Source organism: Pantoea ananatis LMG 2665, from assembly GCF_000710035.2.
Taxonomy (GTDB): domain Bacteria; phylum Pseudomonadota; class Gammaproteobacteria; order Enterobacterales; family Enterobacteriaceae; genus Pantoea; species Pantoea ananatis.
This window is the reverse complement of record NZ_JMJJ01000005.1, coordinates 682,146-701,872: the sequence shown is the minus strand read 5'-3', so window position 1 is coordinate 701,872 and position 19,727 is coordinate 682,146. Positions and strand designations below refer to the sequence as shown.

The window sequence follows — 19,727 nt, the reverse complement described above, 5'->3', positions numbered from 1 at the left end:
GCGAATTAGGGGGCTGATGACCTTAAATGGTGCAGGGGCGATCAACGACGGCGCAGGTAAGTGGTTGGCATGTTGCGATTACGGCGTTGCTGCCATGTTTTATAGCTTCCTAATACGAACAGGCCCAGCACAGCGGCAAGGATTACATAAATCATCTGTGACTCCTTATTCTGACGCTCTCAGGAGCGAGCGGAACGTAGCAGTGTGATCGACCTAATAAGTTTTATCAACCATGTTTAAGTTACTTTACTTAGTGTTTGTGCTTTGAAATATGCACAGATGACCTGTTACGGATAAATAATGATGCGTTTTAAGATAAATCTCCTGTTTGTGGCTTTAATGTCATTGTTAATGGGATGTGACGACACGTCATCCAAAGCCCATGACGCCATGGTGCTGGAAGGCAAAACGATGGGAACGGTGTGGCGAGTCAGCCTGGCAGGCGTGGAGGCTGGACGCAAAGCGGCACTACAACAGCGCATCCAGCAACAACTGGATGCCGATGATGCGGAACTCTCGACGTGGAAACCGACGTCAGTGCTGTCACGTTTTAATCAGAGCCGTGCAACAACGCCTCAGCCGGTGAGTGAAAACATGGCTGATATCGTGACGATTGCGCTGCGTATCGGCAAAAAAACCTCGGGCGCCATGGATATCACGGTCGGGCCGCTGGTGAATTTATGGGGATTTGGCCCCGATAAGCAGCCCAACCATATTCCGGATGACAGCCAGATCGCCGCGGCCAAAGCCCTGACCGGCTTACAACATTTACGTGTCATACAGGGAGGCGAAGGCCAGTGGTTACAGAAGGATCTGCCAGGCTTGTATGTTGATCTCTCCACGGTGGGAGAAGGTTTTGCGACCGATCACCTTGCGCGACTGATGGAACAGGAGGGGATTAACAATTATCTGGTCTCGGTGGGGGGGGCTGTGCTATCCCGCGGGATGAATGCGCAGAACCAGCCATGGCGGGTGGCGATTCAGAAACCGACCGATCGCGAAAATGCCGTGCAGGCGCGGGTAGACCTGCAGGGACACGGCATCAGCACATCTGGCAGCTATCGAAACTATTATGAGCTAGACGGCAAACGTCTTTCACACATTATCGATCCCGCGACTGGCCGCCCGATTGACCATAAGCTGGTGTCAGCGACCGTGATTGCCACTACGGCGCTGGAAGCGGATGGCTGGGACACCGGCCTCATGGTGTTAGGTACTGAAAAAGCCAAAGCGCTGGCGATTAAAGAGAAACTGGCGGTGTATTTAATCACCCGGGAAGGCGATCGCTTCGTCAGCTGGATGTCGCCCCAGTTCTCTGCTTTTATTATTCCATCTGACTGACTGAGAGAAGCGCTATGCTGGATCTGTTTAGTGATGCCTCACCCTGGCAAGAACCCCTGGCTGATGGTGCGGTGATTTTACGCCGTCGCGCACGCGATGAAGCAGAAGATCTGTATCAGGCCATGATGGCAATAGCAGAATGTAATCCGTTTGAGCACCGCATCACGCCGGGCGGACATCGCATGTCCGTTGCGATGACCAACTGTGGGGACTTCGGCTGGTCGACAGATGCGCGCGGCTACCGATACAGTGAACAGGACAGCAGCAGTCAACGTCCGTGGCCGGCAATGCCGGATGCGTTTCGCCGGCTAGCGCAGCAGTCGGCTGAAGAGGCCGGCTTCCCGGGCTTCAATCCGGATGCCTGCCTGGTTAACCGCTACGAACCCGGCGCTAAGCTGACGCTGCATCAGGACAAGGATGAAAAAGACTTACGCCAGCCCATCGTTTCAGTGTCACTGGGCCTGGCGGCGGTTTTTCAGTTTGGTGGCTTTGAGCGGGGCGACCATGCACAGCGGGTTTTGCTGGAACATGGCGATGTGGTGGTGTGGGGCGGGCCTTCGCGACTGCGCTATCACGGCATCCTGCCGCTCAAGGCAGGCATCCATCCGCTCACCGGCGCCTTTCGCTATAACCTGACATTCAGGCGGGCTTTTTAACCCCCGCGCAAAGTGCGAATAACTATTGCTATCATTTGCCATCACATTACACTGCAGGCTGATTTTCATGTCTGGTAAGGTTCTATGGCGTTGTTGAATGTGGTTTTCTGCCAGTATCGCTGGCCGTTTATTGGCGTAATTTTGCTCACCCTGCTGAGTGCCGCATTGGGTATTGGCATGATTGCTTTTATCAATAGCGAAATGATCGTCGCCGTGAATACTTCCCTGACTGTTCTGCCCGCGTTTCTGTTCCAGGTCGTGATGCTGATGGGCGTAACGCTGGCCTCACAGCTGGCGCTGACCTGGCTGGGCCATCAGTTTGTCTGGCGCATGCGTGGCGAATTTATCAAGCGTATCCTGGACACGCGCGTGGAGCGCATCGAACAGATTGGTAGCGCACAACTGCTGGCGGGATTAACCAGCGATGTCCGGGCAATCACCCTCGCTTTTGTCCGATTGCCTGAGTTAATTCAGGGCATCATTATCACGCTCGGTTCAGCGCTGTATCTTGCCTGGCTGTCACCCAGAATGCTGCTGGTCACCAGCGGCTGGCTGGTGGTGACCATCGTCGGCGGCTGGATGCTGGTGTCGCGGGTTTATCAGCATATGGCGAAGCTACGCGATGTCGAAGACAATCTCTACCGCGATTACCAGACGGTGATCGAGGGGCGTAAAGAGCTACAGCTTAACCGTGAGCGTGCCAGACTCATCTATGAAACGGTTTATCAGCAGGACGCCAACACCTACCGGCACCATATTGTGCGTGCCGATACCTTTCATCTCAGTGCCGTTAACTGGTCAAACATCATGATGCTGGGCGCTATCGGGATGGTGTTTTACATGGCTAACAGTCTGGGATGGGCCAATACGGCCGTCGCGGCCACCTTTTCCCTGACGTTGCTTTTTTTGCGCACGCCGCTGCTGTCCGCGGTCGGCGCTCTGCCTACGCTACTGAGCGCTCAGGTCGCCTTTCGCAAGCTCAATACCTTTGATCTCGCGCCCTATGAACCTGACTTTCCCACCTTTAACGGCGAAACCGACTGGCAGACGCTTGAATTGCGAGATGTGACCTTTCACTACGGCGATAACGGTTTCCAGGTCGGACCGGTTAACTTGCGGCTCCAGCGCGGCGAGCTGGTGTTTTTAATCGGCGGTAACGGGAGCGGCAAATCGACGCTGGCCATGCTGCTCACCGGACTGTATCGCCCTCAGTCCGGCAGCCTGTTAATCGATGGCAAACCGGTTGATATGGGCGACCTCGATCGCTGGCGCAAACACTTTTCCGCCGTCTTTACCGATGTCCATCTGTTTGATCGCCTGATTGACAGCAAAGGCGATCCGGCGTCACCCGCCCGGATTCAGCAGTGGCTGGAAAAGCTTAAAATGCAGGACAAGCTAAAGATTGAAGGGAATAAGATCCTGAATCTGCAGTTGTCAAAAGGGCAAAGTAAAAGGCTGGCGTTGCTGCTGGCCGTGGCTGAACAGCGCGATGTCCTGCTGCTGGATGAGTGGGCAGCCGATCAGGATCCCCATTTCCGCCGGGTTTTCTATCGTGAACTACTACCGGCGTTACAGGCCGCCGGTAAAACGGTATTCGCCATCAGCCACGACGACCACTACTTTATTCATGCCGATCGTCTGCTGGAAATGCGTGAGGGTAATCTGTACGAATTAACCGGCCATGCTCGCGACCACGCCAGCCTGGATGCCGTCAGGCTGACCGATACCGGATTATGATGTCTGATGAACGCGATTGACAAGGCTGCCCAATGCCAGACTACTACACTCAGAAGAGGGGCAGAGGGTTGATGCATAAAGGATAAAGCCGCTCAGGGTGAGCGGCTTAGAAAAGGTCTGGTTGGCGCTTGAAATCACACGTTGCTTTGCTGTAACGCGGTGTGAGGTTGGTAGCTTGTTATAATCAATCGTTTGGCGGGATGGAGAAGTTTTTCAGTGAAACGACAAAATGTTGTTGGCCTTTGCTGATGCGCGCACCGCGATCGCACCACTGACTTGCCAGACGAAAGAAATCGTCACAACCGATGTCGTATGCCAGCTCCACCTTATTGATACCTGAGTGCAGTAAATTTTCTGCATCCTTCAGGTTTTTAGCTTGGATGATCATATCTGTACCCTCGATTTCAGGAGGAAACAGAATAAGCTTTTTTTATGACAAAAATGTTTCAGTTTGATGAACCGCTGTCTTATTTGTTATTTTTGTGAAGCATTAGACATTATGGGTTTATCACTAACTCATTAATTAATATCAATAATGGTGATTTTTTAGCAGTTTATCGGGAAAGTCTGATATTGCAACCATCAGCAGCGGGCTGTTCAGCACAGCCCGGCAAACAGAAATCGTTTAGTCCTGTTGATGTCTGTCAGGCAGCAGGCCAATCAGAGGTTTTCAGGTCTGGGCTTCATGCTCACTCTCAGGGCGAAGACGTTCCTGAGCCAGAAAACTCAGGTCGCTGCCTGCAGGACGCTGGTAAATGCGCAGCGAAAAGACGTTAGCGATGGCATATACGTATTCGAAGATGGCCGATTGGGTATGTTCATAATCGACCCAAAGCACTGACGACGTAAAGCAGTAGATCTCAATGGGCAGCCCCTCAGAAGACGGCTTCATTGACCTCACCACGATATACATCTCTTTATGGATATCATCTCGCTGAGCCAGCCAGGCGGTGAGATAGTGACGAAAGATCATCAAATTCGTCATGCCATTTTCAACGAACCAGCGATCGCCGACGGCACTCAGTTCGCGACCATCCATAAGTTTGGACAGTTGTTCATTAATGCCGCGAATCTGCGTCATGGGCTCCAGCATGGCGTGATTTACAAAGCTTATGGACGTTTGATCAATGTAGAAACTGCGCATGATCCGGCGTGCACCGGATGAGAACATGGCCTGCCAGTTGGTATAGGTTTCGGTCAGAAAGGTTTTGGTGGGAACGCGGGACAGAGTATTGTCCCAGTTGCGAATAGTAATGGTGTGAAGGGCGATATCCACTACCTCTCCACTGATATTATTGACCGGAAGCTCTATCCAGTCTCCTAGCTGCAACACATCATTCGAAGAGAGCTGTATATTCGCCACCAGCGACAGTAAGGTGTGCTGAAATATCAACATCAGTACCGCTGCCACCGCACCCAGACTGGAGATAATAATGACTGGCGACTTATTTGACATGATAGCCAGGATCATAATCGCCGAAATGATATGCACCAGAATTTTGCCGACCTGAATATAGCCTTTAATGGAATGGTTTTTACGTTTCGACTTTTTTACGTAGGAGATATTGATAATCTCCAGTACTTCATTAAAGAACAGCGACAGATAGACCATAAACAAAATGCCGCAGATGGTCTTAATGGCAATCAGCAGATGCTCGGGTAAGTCCGGCATAAACTGCAGCAGGAAGTAGACGGTGATCACCGGAATAAAATTAGACAGCTTTTCAGACAGCCTGACGTCTTTGTCCAGCGGCACCTGATTTTTATGGCTGCTGAAGAACACCTTACGTACGACTTTGACAACCAAAAACTTACAAATCAGATGCGCAACCAGGCCCGCGACAATCAACACAACGATGTTAATAGCAATGGAAAGAGCAGGTTTGTTCTCGATAAAGTGTTGTATGTTGTTCAAATAATTCATGTTAATCGTATGCCTGGAAATTTGTCTGTATTCAATCACAAACCTGATAATGGCGATAAGCGTAGCGTGCGTTTGAACGTCGTGCGAGGGGTAAGTTAATTGAATTGATTTATCATGCCATAGTGCCACTTTACGCCTGTGGCATCGCCAGCCTGTCTGACGCGTGAACAGGGGCGGCAGAGCGGGGCAGTCAACGAAAGTCTGGCTCGTTCAGGCCATGACTGTACTGCCTGTGCTGAGGTTCACGTACGCGTCCTGCGAGCGCTGGCGCGTTCACCAGGGCAGTGCATGGGTAACCGGCTTTGTACTGTGCCACAGAGGTATTTTTCGCCGCCTCATAACGGTCAGTTTCGGCAACAGGTCTTTAGCCTTTCGGTTATTCAGGACAGGCAGATATCAGTATCGTCATATTGAACCGGGGATGCTATGCGCGCATTAACTCCCTGCATATAAATGAGCATCATTGAATTAAGGTTATATTTTCCCGATGCTCATGATTTTATTGAACCTGTTCCTGCTGTCGCTCAGGCGTGTTTTTTTTCTTAGTGACATGTTGTCGGCCTGATTAAAAGGCGCTGCAAAATGCGGGTTTTACACTCTGTATTTATAGCTATTTACGCTAAATATATGGAGGATATCGCCGTGATTTGACTTATGAGAGGCATGCTGTAGGTTAAAAATACCTCAAAAACATATGCTTATCTCCACCTCTTTTCAGGAAGGTGGAAAATGAAAACTCACACTATCTCTAACAGTCACCCCGGTGGTCGTGTTCAGTCGGCGCGCTCGGGCAGAGTGGGCTTTATTGAAAAAGCCGGGTTTGGCGCCGGCGATGCGGCCTGCAATATGTTGTTTAATCCGATAACCATGTTCTTGTCGTTTTTCTATACGGATATATTTGGCCTTGCGCCGGGCGTGGTGGCGACCATCTTTCTTGTTGTACGATTTGCCGATGCGGTTTTCGACCCCTTTTACGGCGCTTATATTGATAAAACCGCGACGCGATGGGGCCGTTTTCGTCCCTGGATTATAGGCTTTGCCGTACCCTTTGCCATTAGCTGTATGGTGATGTTTTACACACCGGATTTACAGGGGCATGCAAAGGTCATGTATGCCTTTATTACCTATCTGATTTTGTCGCTGCTTTATTCCGGGGTTAACATTCCTTATTGCTCGCTGGGCGGCGTAATCACTACCAACGCGCAAGAACGGGTGTCCTGTCAGCAATTCCGTTTTATGGGCGCCGGGCTCGCCAGCCTGTTCTGCACGCTGACATTACTGCCAATGGTGGCCTTTTTCGGTAACGGAAACCGGCAAATCGGTTTCTTCTGGGTCATCACCATTTTTGCCATCATTTCCCTGTTTTTGTTTGTTTTTTGTGTGGCAACCACCCGGGAGCGCATTACACCCAAGAGCAATGCCGGAGAATCCATTTTCACTATTATCCGGCAAATCACAAAAAACGATCAGTGGGTCGTCTGTGTCTTTGCCATGTTTCTGGACTGTATCCCTTCTTTTGTGCGCGGCGCCGCCTGTATCTACTTTGCGAAGTACGTGATGGGATTAAACGATTACTACGCCACGCTGTTCCTGAGCACCGGTATTGTTGCCGGTATTCTTGGCTCTTACATTACCCCGTTTTTCACGAACCGGTGGTGTAAGGTTCAGGTTTATCAGGCATGCAAAGCGGTCGCGCTGGCGATGTCAGTGGTGTTCTTCTTTTTGCCCGCCCAGAACGTGGTACTGGTGTTTGGCTGGTTTTTTATCCTGTCAGTCATTCATCAGATTGGTGCGCCTATCCTGTGGTCGTTTATCGGTGACGTTGATGACTATGGCGACTGGAAAACAGGCAAGCGCCTGTCTGGGATCTGTGCCTCTGGCAACCTGTTTTCACTCAAAATTGCGCTGGCCGTCAGCGGCGCGATTGTGGGGGCTGTCCTGTCGGTCACCGGTTATCAGGCCAACATTGCTGTGCAAAGCAGCCGCGCCATCGCCGGGATTTATGCGCTGATGGTCTGGATTCCCGTCGTGGGTTATCTGCTGTCTGTGTGGCTGGTCCGTTCGCGCTACATATTGACCACAGCCAAAATGAAAACCATTGAAGACGATCTGTTCTCAACGCATCCCGAGTAAGCCTTTATCCGTAATTCGTTATGAAGACAGAAGGGAAGAAAATGATTACGTACTTTTTCCAAAAACAAAACTACATCGACCAGGTGGACGATGCCCTTTACGGCTCCTTTGTTGAGCATCTTGGCCGCGCTGTCTATAGCGGCATCTATGAACCTGGGCATGCCACGGCGGATCAACACGGCTTTCGGCAGGACGTGGGGGAACTGGTGCAGGATCTGGGGATCAGCACCGTACGTTATCCCGGTGGTAACTTTGTCTCGGGCTATAACTGGCGTGACGGCATTGGCCCGCAAGCCGAGCGCCCGGTCAGGCTGGATTACGCGTGGCTGACGAAAGAAAGCAACCAGTTTGGCATCGATGAGTTCGCCACCTGGTGTGAGAAATATGCGGTGACGCCAATGATTGCCGTCAACCTTGGCACAGGTACGCCGCAGGAGGCCGGTTACTTTATTGAATACTGTAATCTGGCGTCCGGCACTGCGCTCAGCGATCTGCGCATCCAGCATGGTCGTGAAACGCCGTATAATTTTAAACTCTGGTGCCTGGGTAATGAGATGGACGGCGAGTGGCAAACCGGGCAGCTGAGCGCGGAGGATTACGTCAAAAAAGCGCGGGAAACGGCAAAAATCATGCGCTGGGTCGACCGGGATATCAGGCTGGTCGCCTGCGGCAGTTCTAACTCGTTACAGGCCAGCTACCCGGAATGGGATCGTATCGTTTTGGAAGGGCTCTATCATCAGATCGATTACCTCTCATGCCACCATTATTTTGAAAACAGCACCGGTAACCCGCAGGATTTCTTAGCGTCGTTCCAGAGAATGGATGATTTTATTCATACCATCACGGCCACGGCGGACTATGTAAAAGCCAAACTGCGCAGCGATAAAAAGATGATGCTGTCGTTTGATGAATGGAACATCTGGTCAATCGAAGGCGAACCCTGGCAGGATCATTTTATCGATCCCAACAACCTTTATCAGGAAGCGCCGCCCCTGCTGGAGCAGTCTTATACCTTCCTGGACGCGCTGACGTTTGGCGGGCTGATGTGTTCATTACTCAATCATTGTGACCGGGTGAAAATGGCGTCGCTGGCCCAGTTGGTCAATGTGATTGCTCCCATCTTTACCCGCCCCGGCGGCGAGGTGATTCGCCAGACCATCTTCTGGCCTTTCCAGATGGTGAGCCAGTATGGACGCGGGCACGCGCTGCGCTATTTTGCCAACGTTCCCACCGTTAACACGGTGCATGGCGAAACCCGGCAGGTACAAAGCGCGGCGGTGTACAATGAAGAGAGGCAGCAAATTGCCTTCTTTGCGCTCAATACACACGACCATGACGCAACAGACATCAGGTTTATGCTGGATGCGTTTGGTGAGGGAGTACTCTCACAACATATCGTGTTAGCCGGCCATGCGCTGGATGCCAGAAATACCTTCTCTCAGCCGGATAATGTGGTGCCGCAACCCCGCACGCTGACAAATGAGCAGCGTCGCCAGAAACAGGTGTCGCTCCCGCCTCTTAGCTGGAACATGGTGCTGATCGATCTGCAATGCTGAACAGGGATAAACCCGCCAGTGTCGGATGTTTCTGGCGAAGGTGATGAAGCGGCGGAGCCACTCAAAACCCACTATCGAGTGGGTTTTGACCGAACTGGGCCGGGTTTATCAATCGCCTTACTCCAGGATTTCGGCCAGATTTACGATATAACGTGAGGAGATAAAGGCAATTGACCTTTTATCAAATTCCCGTTCATGACGGATATTGGATAATAGGTTCCAGTAAAAAACCTTCGCCCCATACGGCTGCAGCGACAATCGACAATCTGACAGCGCGTGGGTTTTTTATCATTGTTTATCGCGCCTTTCCGGAACCATGAACCCTGTTTATCGGGGCGACGTTCTACGCATCAGAATAAATGTTTCCCTTAAACGAAATCCTGGCATGATGCTTTTTTAACAGCGCATATTGGCCTTTATTCGCTGTTGATCATTGATTAACCCGCTCGGCACAGTCATTCCTGACTATCGAACAGCCTGTGTTTTTTATCTGTTATTGACAAATGCAGTTAAATGACGCTCAGGCAGCCGGCACTTTTTTATCCACCACAAAATCAAACTTTGTTAAACCAACACTCTGGGCACTTGTCATCACGAAGGCCACTCGCCCATACGGGGTTCCCTGATCCGCATAGATACGGATATGCGGCGGTTCAGGCAGTTTTGCCGCATCCTGCAGTCGGGCTACAAAGGCGGCGTCATCGAGTGTTTCTTTATCCCAGGCAATATTCCCGTTGGCCGTCAGCGAGATATTCACTGATTTAATGTTCTTATCGACCATGCTGGCGTTAGCTTTGGGCAAATTGACTTTTACCGCCGGATTGATCACCGGCAAGGTAATCATAAAGACAATCAGCAATACCAGCATGACATCAATAAAAGGGGTCATATTAATATCATTGACCAGCGGATCGTCATCTGACTCAAACTGTGATTTACCTGACATACTCATTTTTCACGTCTCCTGAGAAAGCCGCGCTAAACTGGCTGACTGGCGCGAAATGGCTGAACAGAGCTCGACTGAGCTTTATCGCCAGCGTGCAGTTCCTCTACGTTAGACGTAATACGTGAGCCGGTAAGATAATAAGCGTGCAGATCGTTGGCAAAACGCGCGATGGCGTGCTGAAGGGCGCGGTTGCGACGACTTATGGTGTTAAACCCCAGAACTGCCGGGATAGCCACGAAAAGGCCAAATGCCGTCATGATAAGCGCTTCGCCCACCGGCCCGGCAACGTGAGCCAGATCGGGCTGGTCGGCCATGCTGATGGACTGCAGCGCATGATAGATCCCCCAAACGGTGCCAAGCAAACCTACAAATGGCGCCGTACTGCCAATGGAGGCAAGGATCCCCAGGCCTGATTGCAGATTGGCAGCGCTGTCGTCGATACTGTTTTTCAGGGCGCGGGCCAGCCAGTCGCTAATATCCAGATTGTTGCTGATGCCTGCTTCAATCGTATATTGGTGGGACATGGCCGCGTGTCCGGCGATGGCAAGGTCGCGAAACGGGTTGTTACCGTTGGCACCCAAGGTATCAATGGCTGCCGGTAGCGTCTTTTGACTCCAGAATAAATGCTTGGTGCGGTGGGCTATCTTTTTCATGCCCGCGCCTTGTATGCATTTTATAACAATGACCGACCAGGACATGACCGACATAATTAGCAGGATAATGGCCACTGACCGGGTAATGATGTCACCCTGTTCCCATACATGTTCTATGCCAAACTCATTCATAATGCATCCTCAATTAGTAAGAAAAGCGCCCGCTCATCATCATCCTGCCCTAGCTGGATAATTTGAACGTGATGGGTTGAATCGTCATAACGGAAATCGCCTGGCCGTTTTCCATGTAAGGATTGCAGCGTATTCGGGAAACGGCTTCCATTGCCGCCTGATCCAGATCGTCAAAGCCGCTGCTCCGTGCAATTTCGCGGTGTTTCACCGTGCCATCGGAGTTAATGATCAGGCGGATTAGCACCTCGCCCTGTTCCTGAAGCCGTTTCGCCCTACGTGGATAGTCCGGAGCCGGTACCTGGCAACCCACTGTGGCGACATTCCTGGGGGCAGCATTCGGTACGCTTTTCAGCATTTGCCCTTGAGACGTGGCGGGAATCGCCGTTCGTTCCGCCACTTTTGCATTTTGCACGGGTGAAGGTTTAACCGGTTCGACCGGGTGCGTTTTTTCCGTTAACGTTTTGTGTCGAACAACTGGCTTTGGTTTGGGCTTAGGCGGCACGACTTTTGGCTCAGGTGGCGGTACAACCGGCTTGACGTCATCCTGATCGATTTCGCGCGTGCTGTTATCGGCGGTCAGGACAGGTGGCGCTTTGACGACCTCCGGAACCGGTACGGGTTCAGCGGGCGCCTCGACCATGGTTGCTTCAATACTGGTTTGGGTCGCGGGATTAATAATATTCAGCGGATGGTATTGAGTGGTGTGGGTAATAGCCATGGCAATCAGTGCCAGGTGCAAGATAACCACCGCGCTCACCGCCAGCTTTGGCAGATTTTTTTTACAGGAACTCTGCGCGCCTTGCGGAGCAATCAGGGGAGCCGTTGGTATTCCAGGCACTGAAAGATGATCTTTGAAAATAAGGCGCTCTGCTTTCACTACTACCTCACGATAAATCGCTACTGCTCAATGATTCTCAGCAGCAGTTTCTGGAAGACTTATCCTGTATGTGCAACGAGAATGAAAAAATGACACCGGCCGGGGAAGAAAAAACGCAAATTTTTATGACGCGGCCGGCTCGATCCTGATCCAGTAATTCGTAGTGCGAGTGATCGCAATCGGCATTGTTTGGGCAAGCGCGTCGAGCGTGTAGGGAATATTATCAAGCGGGAAGTTGCCGCTGACTCGCAGGTCAGCGACGGCCGGGGCGACGCGAATGACGGCAGGACTGTAATTTTTCAGTGAGTTAATCACGGAACCCAGCGTAGCATCTTTCACTTCCAGGCGACCCTGCGTCCATGCGGTTTCCTCATAGGGCGAGACGCCCAGCGGGATAAACGACTGATGATCGAACCACAGACCGTGGCCTGCCTGAACCTGCCGACTGTCACCGTTTCGATTGGTCACTTTTACCACCGCGTTCAGGACGGCCAAATGAATACCGCTCGATTCCTGCCGAACATGGAAACGGGCTTCCTGCGCAAGAATTCGCCCTGCGTGGGTGGCAATGGTGAACGGGCGTTGATCGTCGACCACTTCGGCAATGATGCCACCGGTGCGCAGTTCCACTTTGCGCAAGGTTTCATCCAGCGAAATATTCAACGCCGTGCGGGCATTCATATCCAGCGTGCTGCCGTCGTTAAGTTGGATCCTGCGCCGCTGTCCGGTATCGGTATAAGCATCGGATAACAGGTAGGGCAAAGGATATCGCTGGTTTAATATCAACCCACTGAACACACCTAACGCGGCAACGCCACAGGCTTTTTGCAGGAACTGACGGCGGCTTGACGGCGCAAGCAACGTCTGGCGCAGATTTTCTGTGGGTATACTGTGGTTTAGCGTCTGAATCTTACCCAACGTTGCTTCAATTTTTGCACAGGCGGCGTCGTGACGATCGTCGGAATAACGCCAGCGCTCATACTGCCGGAAGTCATCTTCTGTGGCATCGCCCGAGCGTAACAGCACCATCCACTCAATTGCTTCCTGCGCGACGTCGTCGGGACGCTGGGTAAGTTTCATTTGTGATGTCCCGCCATCGGGTCAGATTGACCCTGAGCCACCAGATAACAATTCGTCAGTGCTTTAGCCACATATTTACGCACCATACTGGCTGATACGCCAAGCTCTTTAGCGATTTCAGCATAGGTCATGCCATCCAGTTGGTTGAGCAAAAAGGCCTTTCTCGCATTTACGGACAAGCCATCCAGAGCGCGATCGATAGCCAGTAAAGACTCCATCACCATCTCCAGTTCTTCGGGCGAGGGGTGACAATGCTGCGGGCTATCTGCCAGAGCTTTGAGATAAGCCTGTTCAAGGTCGCGGCGTCGCCAGTTTTCATATAACACGCGCTGGGCCAGTGTCGTCAGCATGGCCCTCGGCTCGCGAATGTGGGGCAGTTCCGGAATTGCCGCCAGACGTAAAAACGCTTCAGAAGCGATATCTTCTGCCATGGTGCCGTAGCTAATTCGACGCCGTAATTTATCCGTCAGCCAGCGATAATCGCTGCGAAAAATAAGCGTTAATATATCTGAACGATCGGTCATGTCGGCAGGCATAATGTCCCCCATCTGAAAACTTAACACCTTTCTCAGCGCCTCAATAAAGACCGAGAAATGGAACCCACTTTCTACCTTGCGCTAAGGTGCAGCTTATTGTGGGAAAAACCTTTGCCTACCAGGCAAAAGAAAGGCCAATGTGTTTCCGGACTTTTCTTTTTTAAGTTTATTTTTTTTATTTATTACTATTCAGCTTGTTATAAATGCATCGTTACGCTCTGCCACTCACTTCTCTTGTGCCATCTTTTTGACGCTGGAAGGCCAGCCTCAGTAGGCCGCACCGCAAAGGTGCTGCGTTCATCTGTCGCTGACGGCGGAGACAAGACAGAACGAAAGACAAGAGTATGATTTTTTTATTAACGCGTTTCATCTTCCTGACGCGAAGCGTCATTGATGCGAGTGTTGATTCACCAGAGAGCGCCCAGTAAAAGCTCACATCCAATTAAGCACCAGAATGGTGCGCTAATGCGTCGCCGTTCACTCGGCGTTGGGTTACACAGTGATGAATAACTTATAAATTAATTTTGAATTTAAATAGTTAATATTATTAATGTTTTAAAATTAAGTGATTTTTTTCACACAAACACCCTAATGAGGTGTCACTTTTTAAATCTCATTGCACATACCTACTGAGAAGAATAATCGACTCATAACAATACGACGTAGTCCCTTTACCTTTTCTGCTGGAGCTGTAGCAATGAACGAAGCACCGCATCATGCAAAGAAAACGTATTTTACCCAAGGCCGTCTGGCGTTGGCGGTAAATATTGCCCTGGCCATTACTGCCTTTCCGCTACTTGCGTTGCAGGATGGTTATGCTGCAGCGCCTGCGGCAATCAATTATTCCGTGCCTTCCGGTTCTCTGGAGCAAGGTTTATTAGCGATAGCCCGTCAAAGTCATCAAACCATCTCGTTCGATCCTAAACTGGTGGCGCCTTACCAGGCTAAAGAGATTAAAGGTCACTTCACGCTGAAGCAGGCTATTTTGCAACAGTTGCAGGGAACGCCACTTTCCGTCACTACCACACCTAATGGTACGCTGACTATCTATGCGATGAATCCCACCTCGCCGGTTAAACCCGCCTCAGATCTGCAAGCTGCGCAGGACAGCGGTCAGACTCTGCCAACGATTACCGTTAACGGTGAGGCAGAACGCAGCGAAGATGAAACGGTATATAATCCATCAATGTCGAGTTCTGCGACGCGCACCAATTTATCCCTGCAGGATACGGCACAGTCCGTTCAGGTCATCAGCCGCAAAGTGCTGGACGATCAGCAGGCCACCTCTGTGGAAGATGCGCTGCGTAACGTAGGAGGGGTCAATCTTAGTACCGGTAATCGCGGACAAAATGGCGTTAGCATCCGAGGTTTTGCCATTACCTCAGGTTCCACAGACGGCGTATCCAATCCCAGCAACGCGGTAAACGGCAGCCCTTTAGGTTACTCCAGTATTGATGGTGTTGAGCGTATTGAGGTATTAAAAGGACCACAGGCGGTATTAGCAGGAAACAGCTCACCTGCGGGTTCGGTTAACCTTGTCCGTAAAGCGCCGACGGCTTACCCACTGCATACAATAAAAGTCGAGGTGGCCAAATACGGTGAAGTCAAAACCGCAATCGATCTCGGCGGACCATTAAACGACGATAAAACGTTCCGCTACCGCCTTAATGCATCCACCATGCACTCCGATAACAGCTTCCCGGATTTTAATGGTAATCGTGCCGACTACCTTGCACCGGTTCTCGCATGGGAAGGGGAAAAAACACATATAAAAGTGGGCGCCGAATTTACCAATACCCGAAAATCAGGCCCTGCAGCAACTCTTTATAGTAACGGCCATATTTTAAAACTGCCTGAATACCGACTGGGTGATAAAGATGACCACTTCGCTCTTGATTCTAAAACTACCTATTATGAACTGAAGCAGGATCTGTCAGATAACTGGTCGTTTAACAGTAAAGCCGCTTATGTGGACAGCGTGAATAATTTCCGCGTTCATGAAGTTTACAATGCCGCGCGCAATGGCAATTTACTGAGCCACGAGCTGGGTATCAGACAGGACACCACGTCCTTAAGCCTGCAGAACGATATCCGGGGCAAATTCGATACCGGGCCGTTAACCCATAATGTTCTGGTGGGTTATGATTACCAACATACAGAGACCACCGACTGGGAACTGGTTCAAGGGCGAATCTTCACGACGGGAAATTATAACAATCCTGACAGCCTTTCTTTTCCGCCAATACCCGATCCAACCGCTAAAAACTATAATACGCTCGAACAACAAAAGGGAATTATTCTTCAGGACCAGATTGATTTCTGGAAAAAGCTGCATCTGCAATTGTCCGCCAAGCGAGCGCAATGGACGTCAAAATCGACAGCCTATGTTTCACCGACGCGCACTTTAATTACCTTTTCAGATGAAACGAAATGGGTGCCCAGCTACGGTGTGAGTTATGACATTACGCCTGAGGTCACCGTCTATGCTAATTTACTCAACAGTTTTCAGACAAGTGGATTGCTGGACCCCCGGACCGGAAGTGCATTTGCACCTTCCACAGGAAAATCGAAGGAGGCCGGCTTTAAATTCAGTCTGCTCGACGATAACCTGACGATTACGACGTCAGCCTTTGACATTATTCAAAAAAATCTCATCATTACGAATTTTGCCGGTCAACCAGTCGGGACACAGGGAAGGGAAACCAAAGGTTTCGATTTCGATTTAAATGGTCAGATATTGCCGGGCTGGAATATCACCACCAGTTATACTTTCTCTCAGTCAAAAGATCCCGACAACGCGGCACTTATCGGTTACCAAAGCAAAGTTGTGGGTCAGCCAAAACATACCGCGAGCCTCTGGACCACCTATGAAATACAGCAAGGGAAATTACAGGGACTGGGTGCGGGTGTCGGGGTACAGGCAGCAAGCAGTACCTGGAACGGTTACAGAAACAACTATTTTAAAGAGGGCGGTTGGACCCAAACGGATGCCTCCGTTTTCTATCATCAGCCTAAATATACGGTGACGCTGGGCGTGAATAATATATTTAATCGCACGCTCTATTATTACACCTCAACCCCTCAGTTTATCAGTGTGAAACCTGACAGGACAGCACGTCTGACGCTGACTTATTCGTTCTGATACATGTAAATCACCAGAGTATACTAACGTGGTAAATAAAATCCCATCGGATGATAACCGTCCGGGTACGTGGCAATTAATCTATCCTTTCTGGATATCATCAGAGAAATGGCTGGCTATATTATTACTGGCTGTCATCCTGACAATTAATTTTACCACGACCTATGCCTTTGTCGCATTGAACAGGCTACACGGAAAATTAACCGATGCACTGGTCGCACTCAACTGGCCGGTAATCAGCAATGTCATGATTGAAAGCCTGATTATCGGCGCGTTAACCACGGTATTGCCTTTGATAAGCGTACTGGCGATAAACTATCTCACGTTGCGATGGCGGACATGGATGACCGCTCGCTTTGTGGAACGCTGGACAGAACATCCTGCTTATTATCAGTTAGAACGGGACAACGTTATCAGCAACAGCGATCAACGCGTTGCGGAAGATATCAATCTTTTTACCGACGTCACAATCAATTTATCGACCAACATTATTAATGTGCTGGTCAACATGGTCACTTTCACCATTGTGCTGTGGGGATTATCAGGCGCGTTATCCATTAGCCTGGGCAGCACGACATTATCTATTCCCGGTTACATGGTGATTGTCGTCTATTTGTATTCTGTTGCCCATCTCGCGCTGGCGCACTGGCTGGGTAAAGTCCTGATCGGCGTAAATATGAATAAACAAACGGTGGAAGCTGACTTTCGTTTCCTTGGCATGCAGGTTCGGGAAAACGCCGAGCAAATTGCTTTTTTTGAAGGTGGAGAGCGTGAACGGCGGCGGCTATTTTCGCGCTTTGAACGGGTGCGCGCCAATACCCTGCTGATGATGCGTAAGACGTTCAGACTCAACTTTTTCCAGAGCTTTTTTTCGCAGGTATTTTCGCCCTTACCCACGCTGCTGGCACTCCCGTTGCTACTGTCGGGAAAAATAACGATGGGCGGCCTGACGCAGATCACGATGGCCTACGGAACCTTGCTTAGCACGCTTTCTTTTTTCCCACAGGCTTATCAGTCATTTACCAACTGGATGGCGCTGTCCAACCGACTTCGTGATCTGCTCTGGGCGTTAAATAAAGCGCGCGATAAGCCCTCAGGGATTTTACTGAAGCACCAGGGGACGCGCCTGCAGTGCGAGAACCTGACGCTTCGGCAGCCAGATGGTTCGTTACTGTCCCATCTGCCGCACTGGCAGGTACAGGCGGGCGAGCGCTGGGTGATTCGCGGCCGTTCGGGCTGTGGTAAGAGCACGCTATTACGCGCCTGCGCCGGGCTCTGGCCTTATGGCGAAGGCACTATTATTGCCCCCGAGTCTGTTCGTACGCTTTTTTTACCCCAGAAAAGCTATATCCCGGTAGGCACGTTAAAAAGTGCGCTGACCTATCCGCTTGAACCTGACGTTTTTACCGATCAGCAGTGCCAACAGGCGTTAATTGACTGTTGCCTGGAGGCTCACGCCGCTTCGTTAACACAATTTGACCGCTGGCAGCAGGTGCTCTCCGGCGGCGAACAGCAACGGCTGGCGATGGCCCGGGTGCTGTTGCACAAACCCGAAATGCTGTTTCTTGATGAAGCGACCAGCGCACTCGATCCGCAGACAGAAAACCGACTTTATCAGGCGCTTATCGACCAGTTGCCCAACTGTACGCTTATCAGCGTGGCACACCGTAAAGAGCTTGAACACTTCCACCCTCATATTCTCACGCTCACGGCCCGTTAATGAGCGTTAACGCTTGCAAAGGAAACACTATGACGCATAAATCCATTGAATTAACCGATCTTGAGCTTGATGTCTTTCTGGCCGATGCTCAGTTACCGGTTCTCGTCGATCTCTGGGCCCCCTGGTGCGCGCCTTGCCGAGCGATGTCGCCGATTATCGATAAGCTGGCCCGTAACACGGCGGGACATTTACTGGTCGCCAAACTTGATGTCGAAAAATATCCTTCCATCATGCAGCGCTTTAGCGTACGGGGCATTCCCACCTTATTGCTGTTTAACCCGGCTCAGGACCCGGTTCGGTTAGTGGGCGCTCAGTCTCTGGCTCAGCTCAACGAATGGCTTGCCAACCATCAGGTCAACATCTCGGTACCCACAGTGCACGTCCAGCAGGACGAAAGTCTGGAATGGGGCAGTTTCTATGAGGATGACGAACTGCTCGCTTTTATTGCGGCACGTGTGCTGCGACATGCCCGCGAGCGAGAGATTACCACGGGCCAGAGTCGCTACTGGATCGAGGGTAAAGGTACCCTTGCGGCGGCGATGGTCCATCAACCCGACAGTAATGCATTTGAACGTATCACCGGGCTTTCCGCTGCACTGGGCTGCCTGCTTGACCGTTGTGAATATCTCACGGTGGAACAGGTGGAAGGCCTGTTTGGGGCGTTACGGGCAGGTAAAGATTACCGGCTGGTGCCACCAGCGTTTATGCAGTGGTGGCTGAGCGATGGGTTCTTCCCCTGGGATAATCATCTGCGTGCGCCCGAGCTAATAGCGTTACTGGCGCAGTGGCAAACACTGTGCGCCGACCGGTTTGCCGGACGCGAAACGACACCGCAGGCCTGGGCCGATATTGGCAATCTGGCATCTTCCCTGTTGTCTGGCTTCCAAACGTCAGACCGACAGCTGGAAAAGATAGTCGCCATGATGATCCAACATCTTTCACCGTTTCCTGTTACGACCGACGGTGAACGGTGGGACATCATCACGAAAAATATGAACTGGGCGCATTTCCACATTATGCAAATCCACTCAGGCTGGAGCGACGACGATCGCGCCACACCAGAGAAGCGAATGGGATGGTTTATGGCGAAAGAGCGTCAAACGCCGACGGGCAAGCTCACTCAGGGGGAGATCGCCCAGCTCAGAGAAGAATGGAAGTCGCTAAATGGTGAATTTATTAGTAAAGAAAACGCGCTTCATCAAAACCTGTTGCAGCTTGCGCTGCCAATAAGCACAGCATCGCAGACGGTTTTGAATCGCCTGCTTGCCGCGGCACCGGACCTTTAATAATGATG

Annotated in this window: 16 protein-coding genes; 8 read left to right on the top strand and 8 right to left on the bottom strand. The window is 51.0% G+C overall.

The window, feature by feature from the left end:
- Positions 1-41: 41 nt before the first annotated feature.
- Entirely contained in the window at positions 42-155 is a 114-nt protein-coding gene (locus EL29_RS11155) for a hypothetical protein (protein ID WP_013026480.1), read from the bottom strand.
- 145 nt (positions 156-300) lie between these two features.
- Here EL29_RS11155 and apbE point away from each other — a divergent pair, with 145 nt between their 5' ends.
- The 3 genes from apbE to EL29_RS11140 all read left to right on the top strand — a co-directional run bounded on the left by apbE (position 301) and on the right by EL29_RS11140 (position 3,734).
- On the top strand, positions 301-1,341 hold the full coding sequence (gene apbE / locus EL29_RS11150; RefSeq protein WP_014605392.1) for an FAD:protein FMN transferase ApbE: 1,041 nt from the start codon (positions 301-303) through the stop codon (positions 1,339-1,341).
- 14 nt (positions 1,342-1,355) lie between these two features.
- A complete protein-coding gene (gene alkB, locus EL29_RS11145; protein WP_013026478.1) occupies positions 1,356-1,997 on the top strand; it encodes a DNA oxidative demethylase AlkB in 642 nt (213 codons plus the stop codon).
- A gap of 84 nt (positions 1,998-2,081) precedes the next feature.
- Positions 2,082-3,734 carry a multidrug ABC transporter permease/ATP-binding protein gene (locus EL29_RS11140; RefSeq protein WP_028715396.1) on the top strand — a complete coding sequence of 551 codons (1,653 nt, stop codon included), beginning with the start codon at positions 2,082-2,084 and terminating at the stop codon, positions 3,732-3,734.
- A 184-nt stretch (positions 3,735-3,918) separates the two neighbouring features.
- Here the strand turns inward: EL29_RS11140 and EL29_RS11135 are convergent, their stop codons facing one another.
- Positions 3,919-4,122, bottom strand: coding sequence for a hypothetical protein (locus EL29_RS11135; RefSeq protein WP_013026476.1), 204 nt, complete (start codon positions 4,120-4,122; stop codon positions 3,919-3,921).
- Between the two features lie 282 nt (positions 4,123-4,404).
- On the bottom strand, positions 4,405-5,658 hold the full coding sequence (locus EL29_RS11130; RefSeq protein WP_015699866.1) for a mechanosensitive ion channel family protein: 1,254 nt from the start codon (positions 5,656-5,658) through the stop codon (positions 4,405-4,407).
- Positions 5,659-6,387: 729 nt separating this feature from the next.
- Between EL29_RS11130 and EL29_RS11125 the strand changes: the two genes are divergently transcribed.
- Both EL29_RS11125 and arfA read left to right on the top strand, forming a co-directional pair.
- On the top strand, positions 6,388-7,791 hold the full coding sequence (locus EL29_RS11125) for a glycoside-pentoside-hexuronide (GPH):cation symporter (protein ID WP_014605394.1): 1,404 nt from the start codon (positions 6,388-6,390) through the stop codon (positions 7,789-7,791).
- A 41-nt stretch (positions 7,792-7,832) separates the two neighbouring features.
- Complete coding sequence (gene arfA / locus EL29_RS11120; RefSeq protein ID WP_019106566.1) at positions 7,833-9,347, top strand: arabinosylfuranosidase ArfA; 1,515 nt, start codon at positions 7,833-7,835, stop codon at positions 9,345-9,347.
- A 520-nt stretch (positions 9,348-9,867) separates the two neighbouring features.
- Here arfA and EL29_RS11115 read toward each other — a convergent pair.
- The 5 genes from EL29_RS11115 to EL29_RS11095 all read right to left on the bottom strand — a co-directional run bounded on the left by EL29_RS11115 (position 9,868) and on the right by EL29_RS11095 (position 13,583).
- Positions 9,868-10,299 (bottom strand): ExbD/TolR family protein, encoded by a 432-nt coding sequence (locus EL29_RS11115; RefSeq protein ID WP_013026472.1) that lies wholly within the window; start codon positions 10,297-10,299, stop codon positions 9,868-9,870.
- A gap of 26 nt (positions 10,300-10,325) precedes the next feature.
- Positions 10,326-10,946 carry a MotA/TolQ/ExbB proton channel family protein gene (locus EL29_RS11110; protein ID WP_235193314.1) on the bottom strand — a complete coding sequence of 207 codons (621 nt, stop codon included), beginning with the start codon at positions 10,944-10,946 and terminating at the stop codon, positions 10,326-10,328.
- A 181-nt stretch (positions 10,947-11,127) separates the two neighbouring features.
- The gene (locus EL29_RS11105; protein ID WP_227008702.1) at positions 11,128-11,826 is read right to left on the bottom strand and encodes an energy transducer TonB; all 699 of its coding nucleotides are present in this window, start codon (positions 11,824-11,826) and stop codon (positions 11,128-11,130) included.
- A gap of 252 nt (positions 11,827-12,078) precedes the next feature.
- A complete protein-coding gene (locus tag EL29_RS11100; protein ID WP_013026469.1) occupies positions 12,079-13,035 on the bottom strand; it encodes a FecR family protein in 957 nt (318 codons plus the stop codon).
- The gene (locus EL29_RS11095) at positions 13,032-13,583 is read right to left on the bottom strand and encodes a sigma-70 family RNA polymerase sigma factor (RefSeq protein WP_014594144.1); all 552 of its coding nucleotides are present in this window, start codon (positions 13,581-13,583) and stop codon (positions 13,032-13,034) included. The genes EL29_RS11100 and EL29_RS11095 overlap by 4 nt, the downstream gene beginning before the upstream one ends.
- 685 nt (positions 13,584-14,268) lie before the next feature.
- On the opposite strand from EL29_RS11095, the gene EL29_RS11090 reads away from it, so the two are divergent.
- Genes EL29_RS11090 through EL29_RS11080 form a run of 3 tightly spaced genes read left to right on the top strand, consistent with a single transcriptional unit; the run spans position 14,269 to position 19,719 of the window.
- The gene (locus tag EL29_RS11090) at positions 14,269-16,713 is read left to right on the top strand and encodes a TonB-dependent siderophore receptor (RefSeq protein WP_028715394.1); all 2,445 of its coding nucleotides are present in this window, start codon (positions 14,269-14,271) and stop codon (positions 16,711-16,713) included.
- 28 nt (positions 16,714-16,741) lie between these two features.
- A complete protein-coding gene (locus EL29_RS11085; protein ID WP_019106562.1) occupies positions 16,742-18,433 on the top strand; it encodes an ABC transporter ATP-binding protein/permease in 1,692 nt (563 codons plus the stop codon).
- Positions 18,434-18,462: 29 nt separating this feature from the next.
- Positions 18,463-19,719 carry a thioredoxin family protein gene (locus EL29_RS11080; protein WP_028715393.1) on the top strand — a complete coding sequence of 419 codons (1,257 nt, stop codon included), beginning with the start codon at positions 18,463-18,465 and terminating at the stop codon, positions 19,717-19,719.
- The last annotated feature ends 8 nt before the right edge of the window (positions 19,720-19,727 follow it).

Bases quoted from the DNA above. Each gene is read 5' to 3' on its own strand.
- EL29_RS11100 (WP_013026469.1), bottom strand. From the start codon at position 13,035: ATGAAACTTACCCAGCGTCCCGACGACGTCGCGCAGGAAGCAATTGAG.
- EL29_RS11080 (WP_028715393.1), top strand. From the start codon at position 18,463: ATGACGCATAAATCCATTGAATTAACCGATCTTGAGCTTGATGTCTTT.
- apbE (WP_014605392.1), top strand. From the start codon at position 301: ATGATGCGTTTTAAGATAAATCTCCTGTTTGTGGCTTTAATGTCATTG.
- EL29_RS11140 (WP_028715396.1), top strand. From the start codon at position 2,082: ATGGCGTTGTTGAATGTGGTTTTCTGCCAGTATCGCTGGCCGTTTATT.
- EL29_RS11130 (WP_015699866.1), bottom strand. From the start codon at position 5,658: ATGAATTATTTGAACAACATACAACACTTTATCGAGAACAAACCTGCT.
- EL29_RS11110 (WP_235193314.1), bottom strand. From the start codon at position 10,946: ATGAAAAAGATAGCCCACCGCACCAAGCATTTATTCTGGAGTCAAAAG.
- arfA (WP_019106566.1), top strand. From the start codon at position 7,833: ATGATTACGTACTTTTTCCAAAAACAAAACTACATCGACCAGGTGGAC.
- EL29_RS11090 (WP_028715394.1), top strand. From the start codon at position 14,269: ATGAACGAAGCACCGCATCATGCAAAGAAAACGTATTTTACCCAAGGC.
- EL29_RS11155 (WP_013026480.1), bottom strand. From the start codon at position 155: ATGATTTATGTAATCCTTGCCGCTGTGCTGGGCCTGTTCGTATTAGGA.
- EL29_RS11125 (WP_014605394.1), top strand. From the start codon at position 6,388: ATGAAAACTCACACTATCTCTAACAGTCACCCCGGTGGTCGTGTTCAG.
- EL29_RS11135 (WP_013026476.1), bottom strand. From the start codon at position 4,122: ATGATCATCCAAGCTAAAAACCTGAAGGATGCAGAAAATTTACTGCAC.
- alkB (WP_013026478.1), top strand. From the start codon at position 1,356: ATGCTGGATCTGTTTAGTGATGCCTCACCCTGGCAAGAACCCCTGGCT.
- EL29_RS11095 (WP_014594144.1), bottom strand. From the start codon at position 13,583: ATGGGGGACATTATGCCTGCCGACATGACCGATCGTTCAGATATATTA.
- EL29_RS11115 (WP_013026472.1), bottom strand. From the start codon at position 10,299: ATGAGTATGTCAGGTAAATCACAGTTTGAGTCAGATGACGATCCGCTG.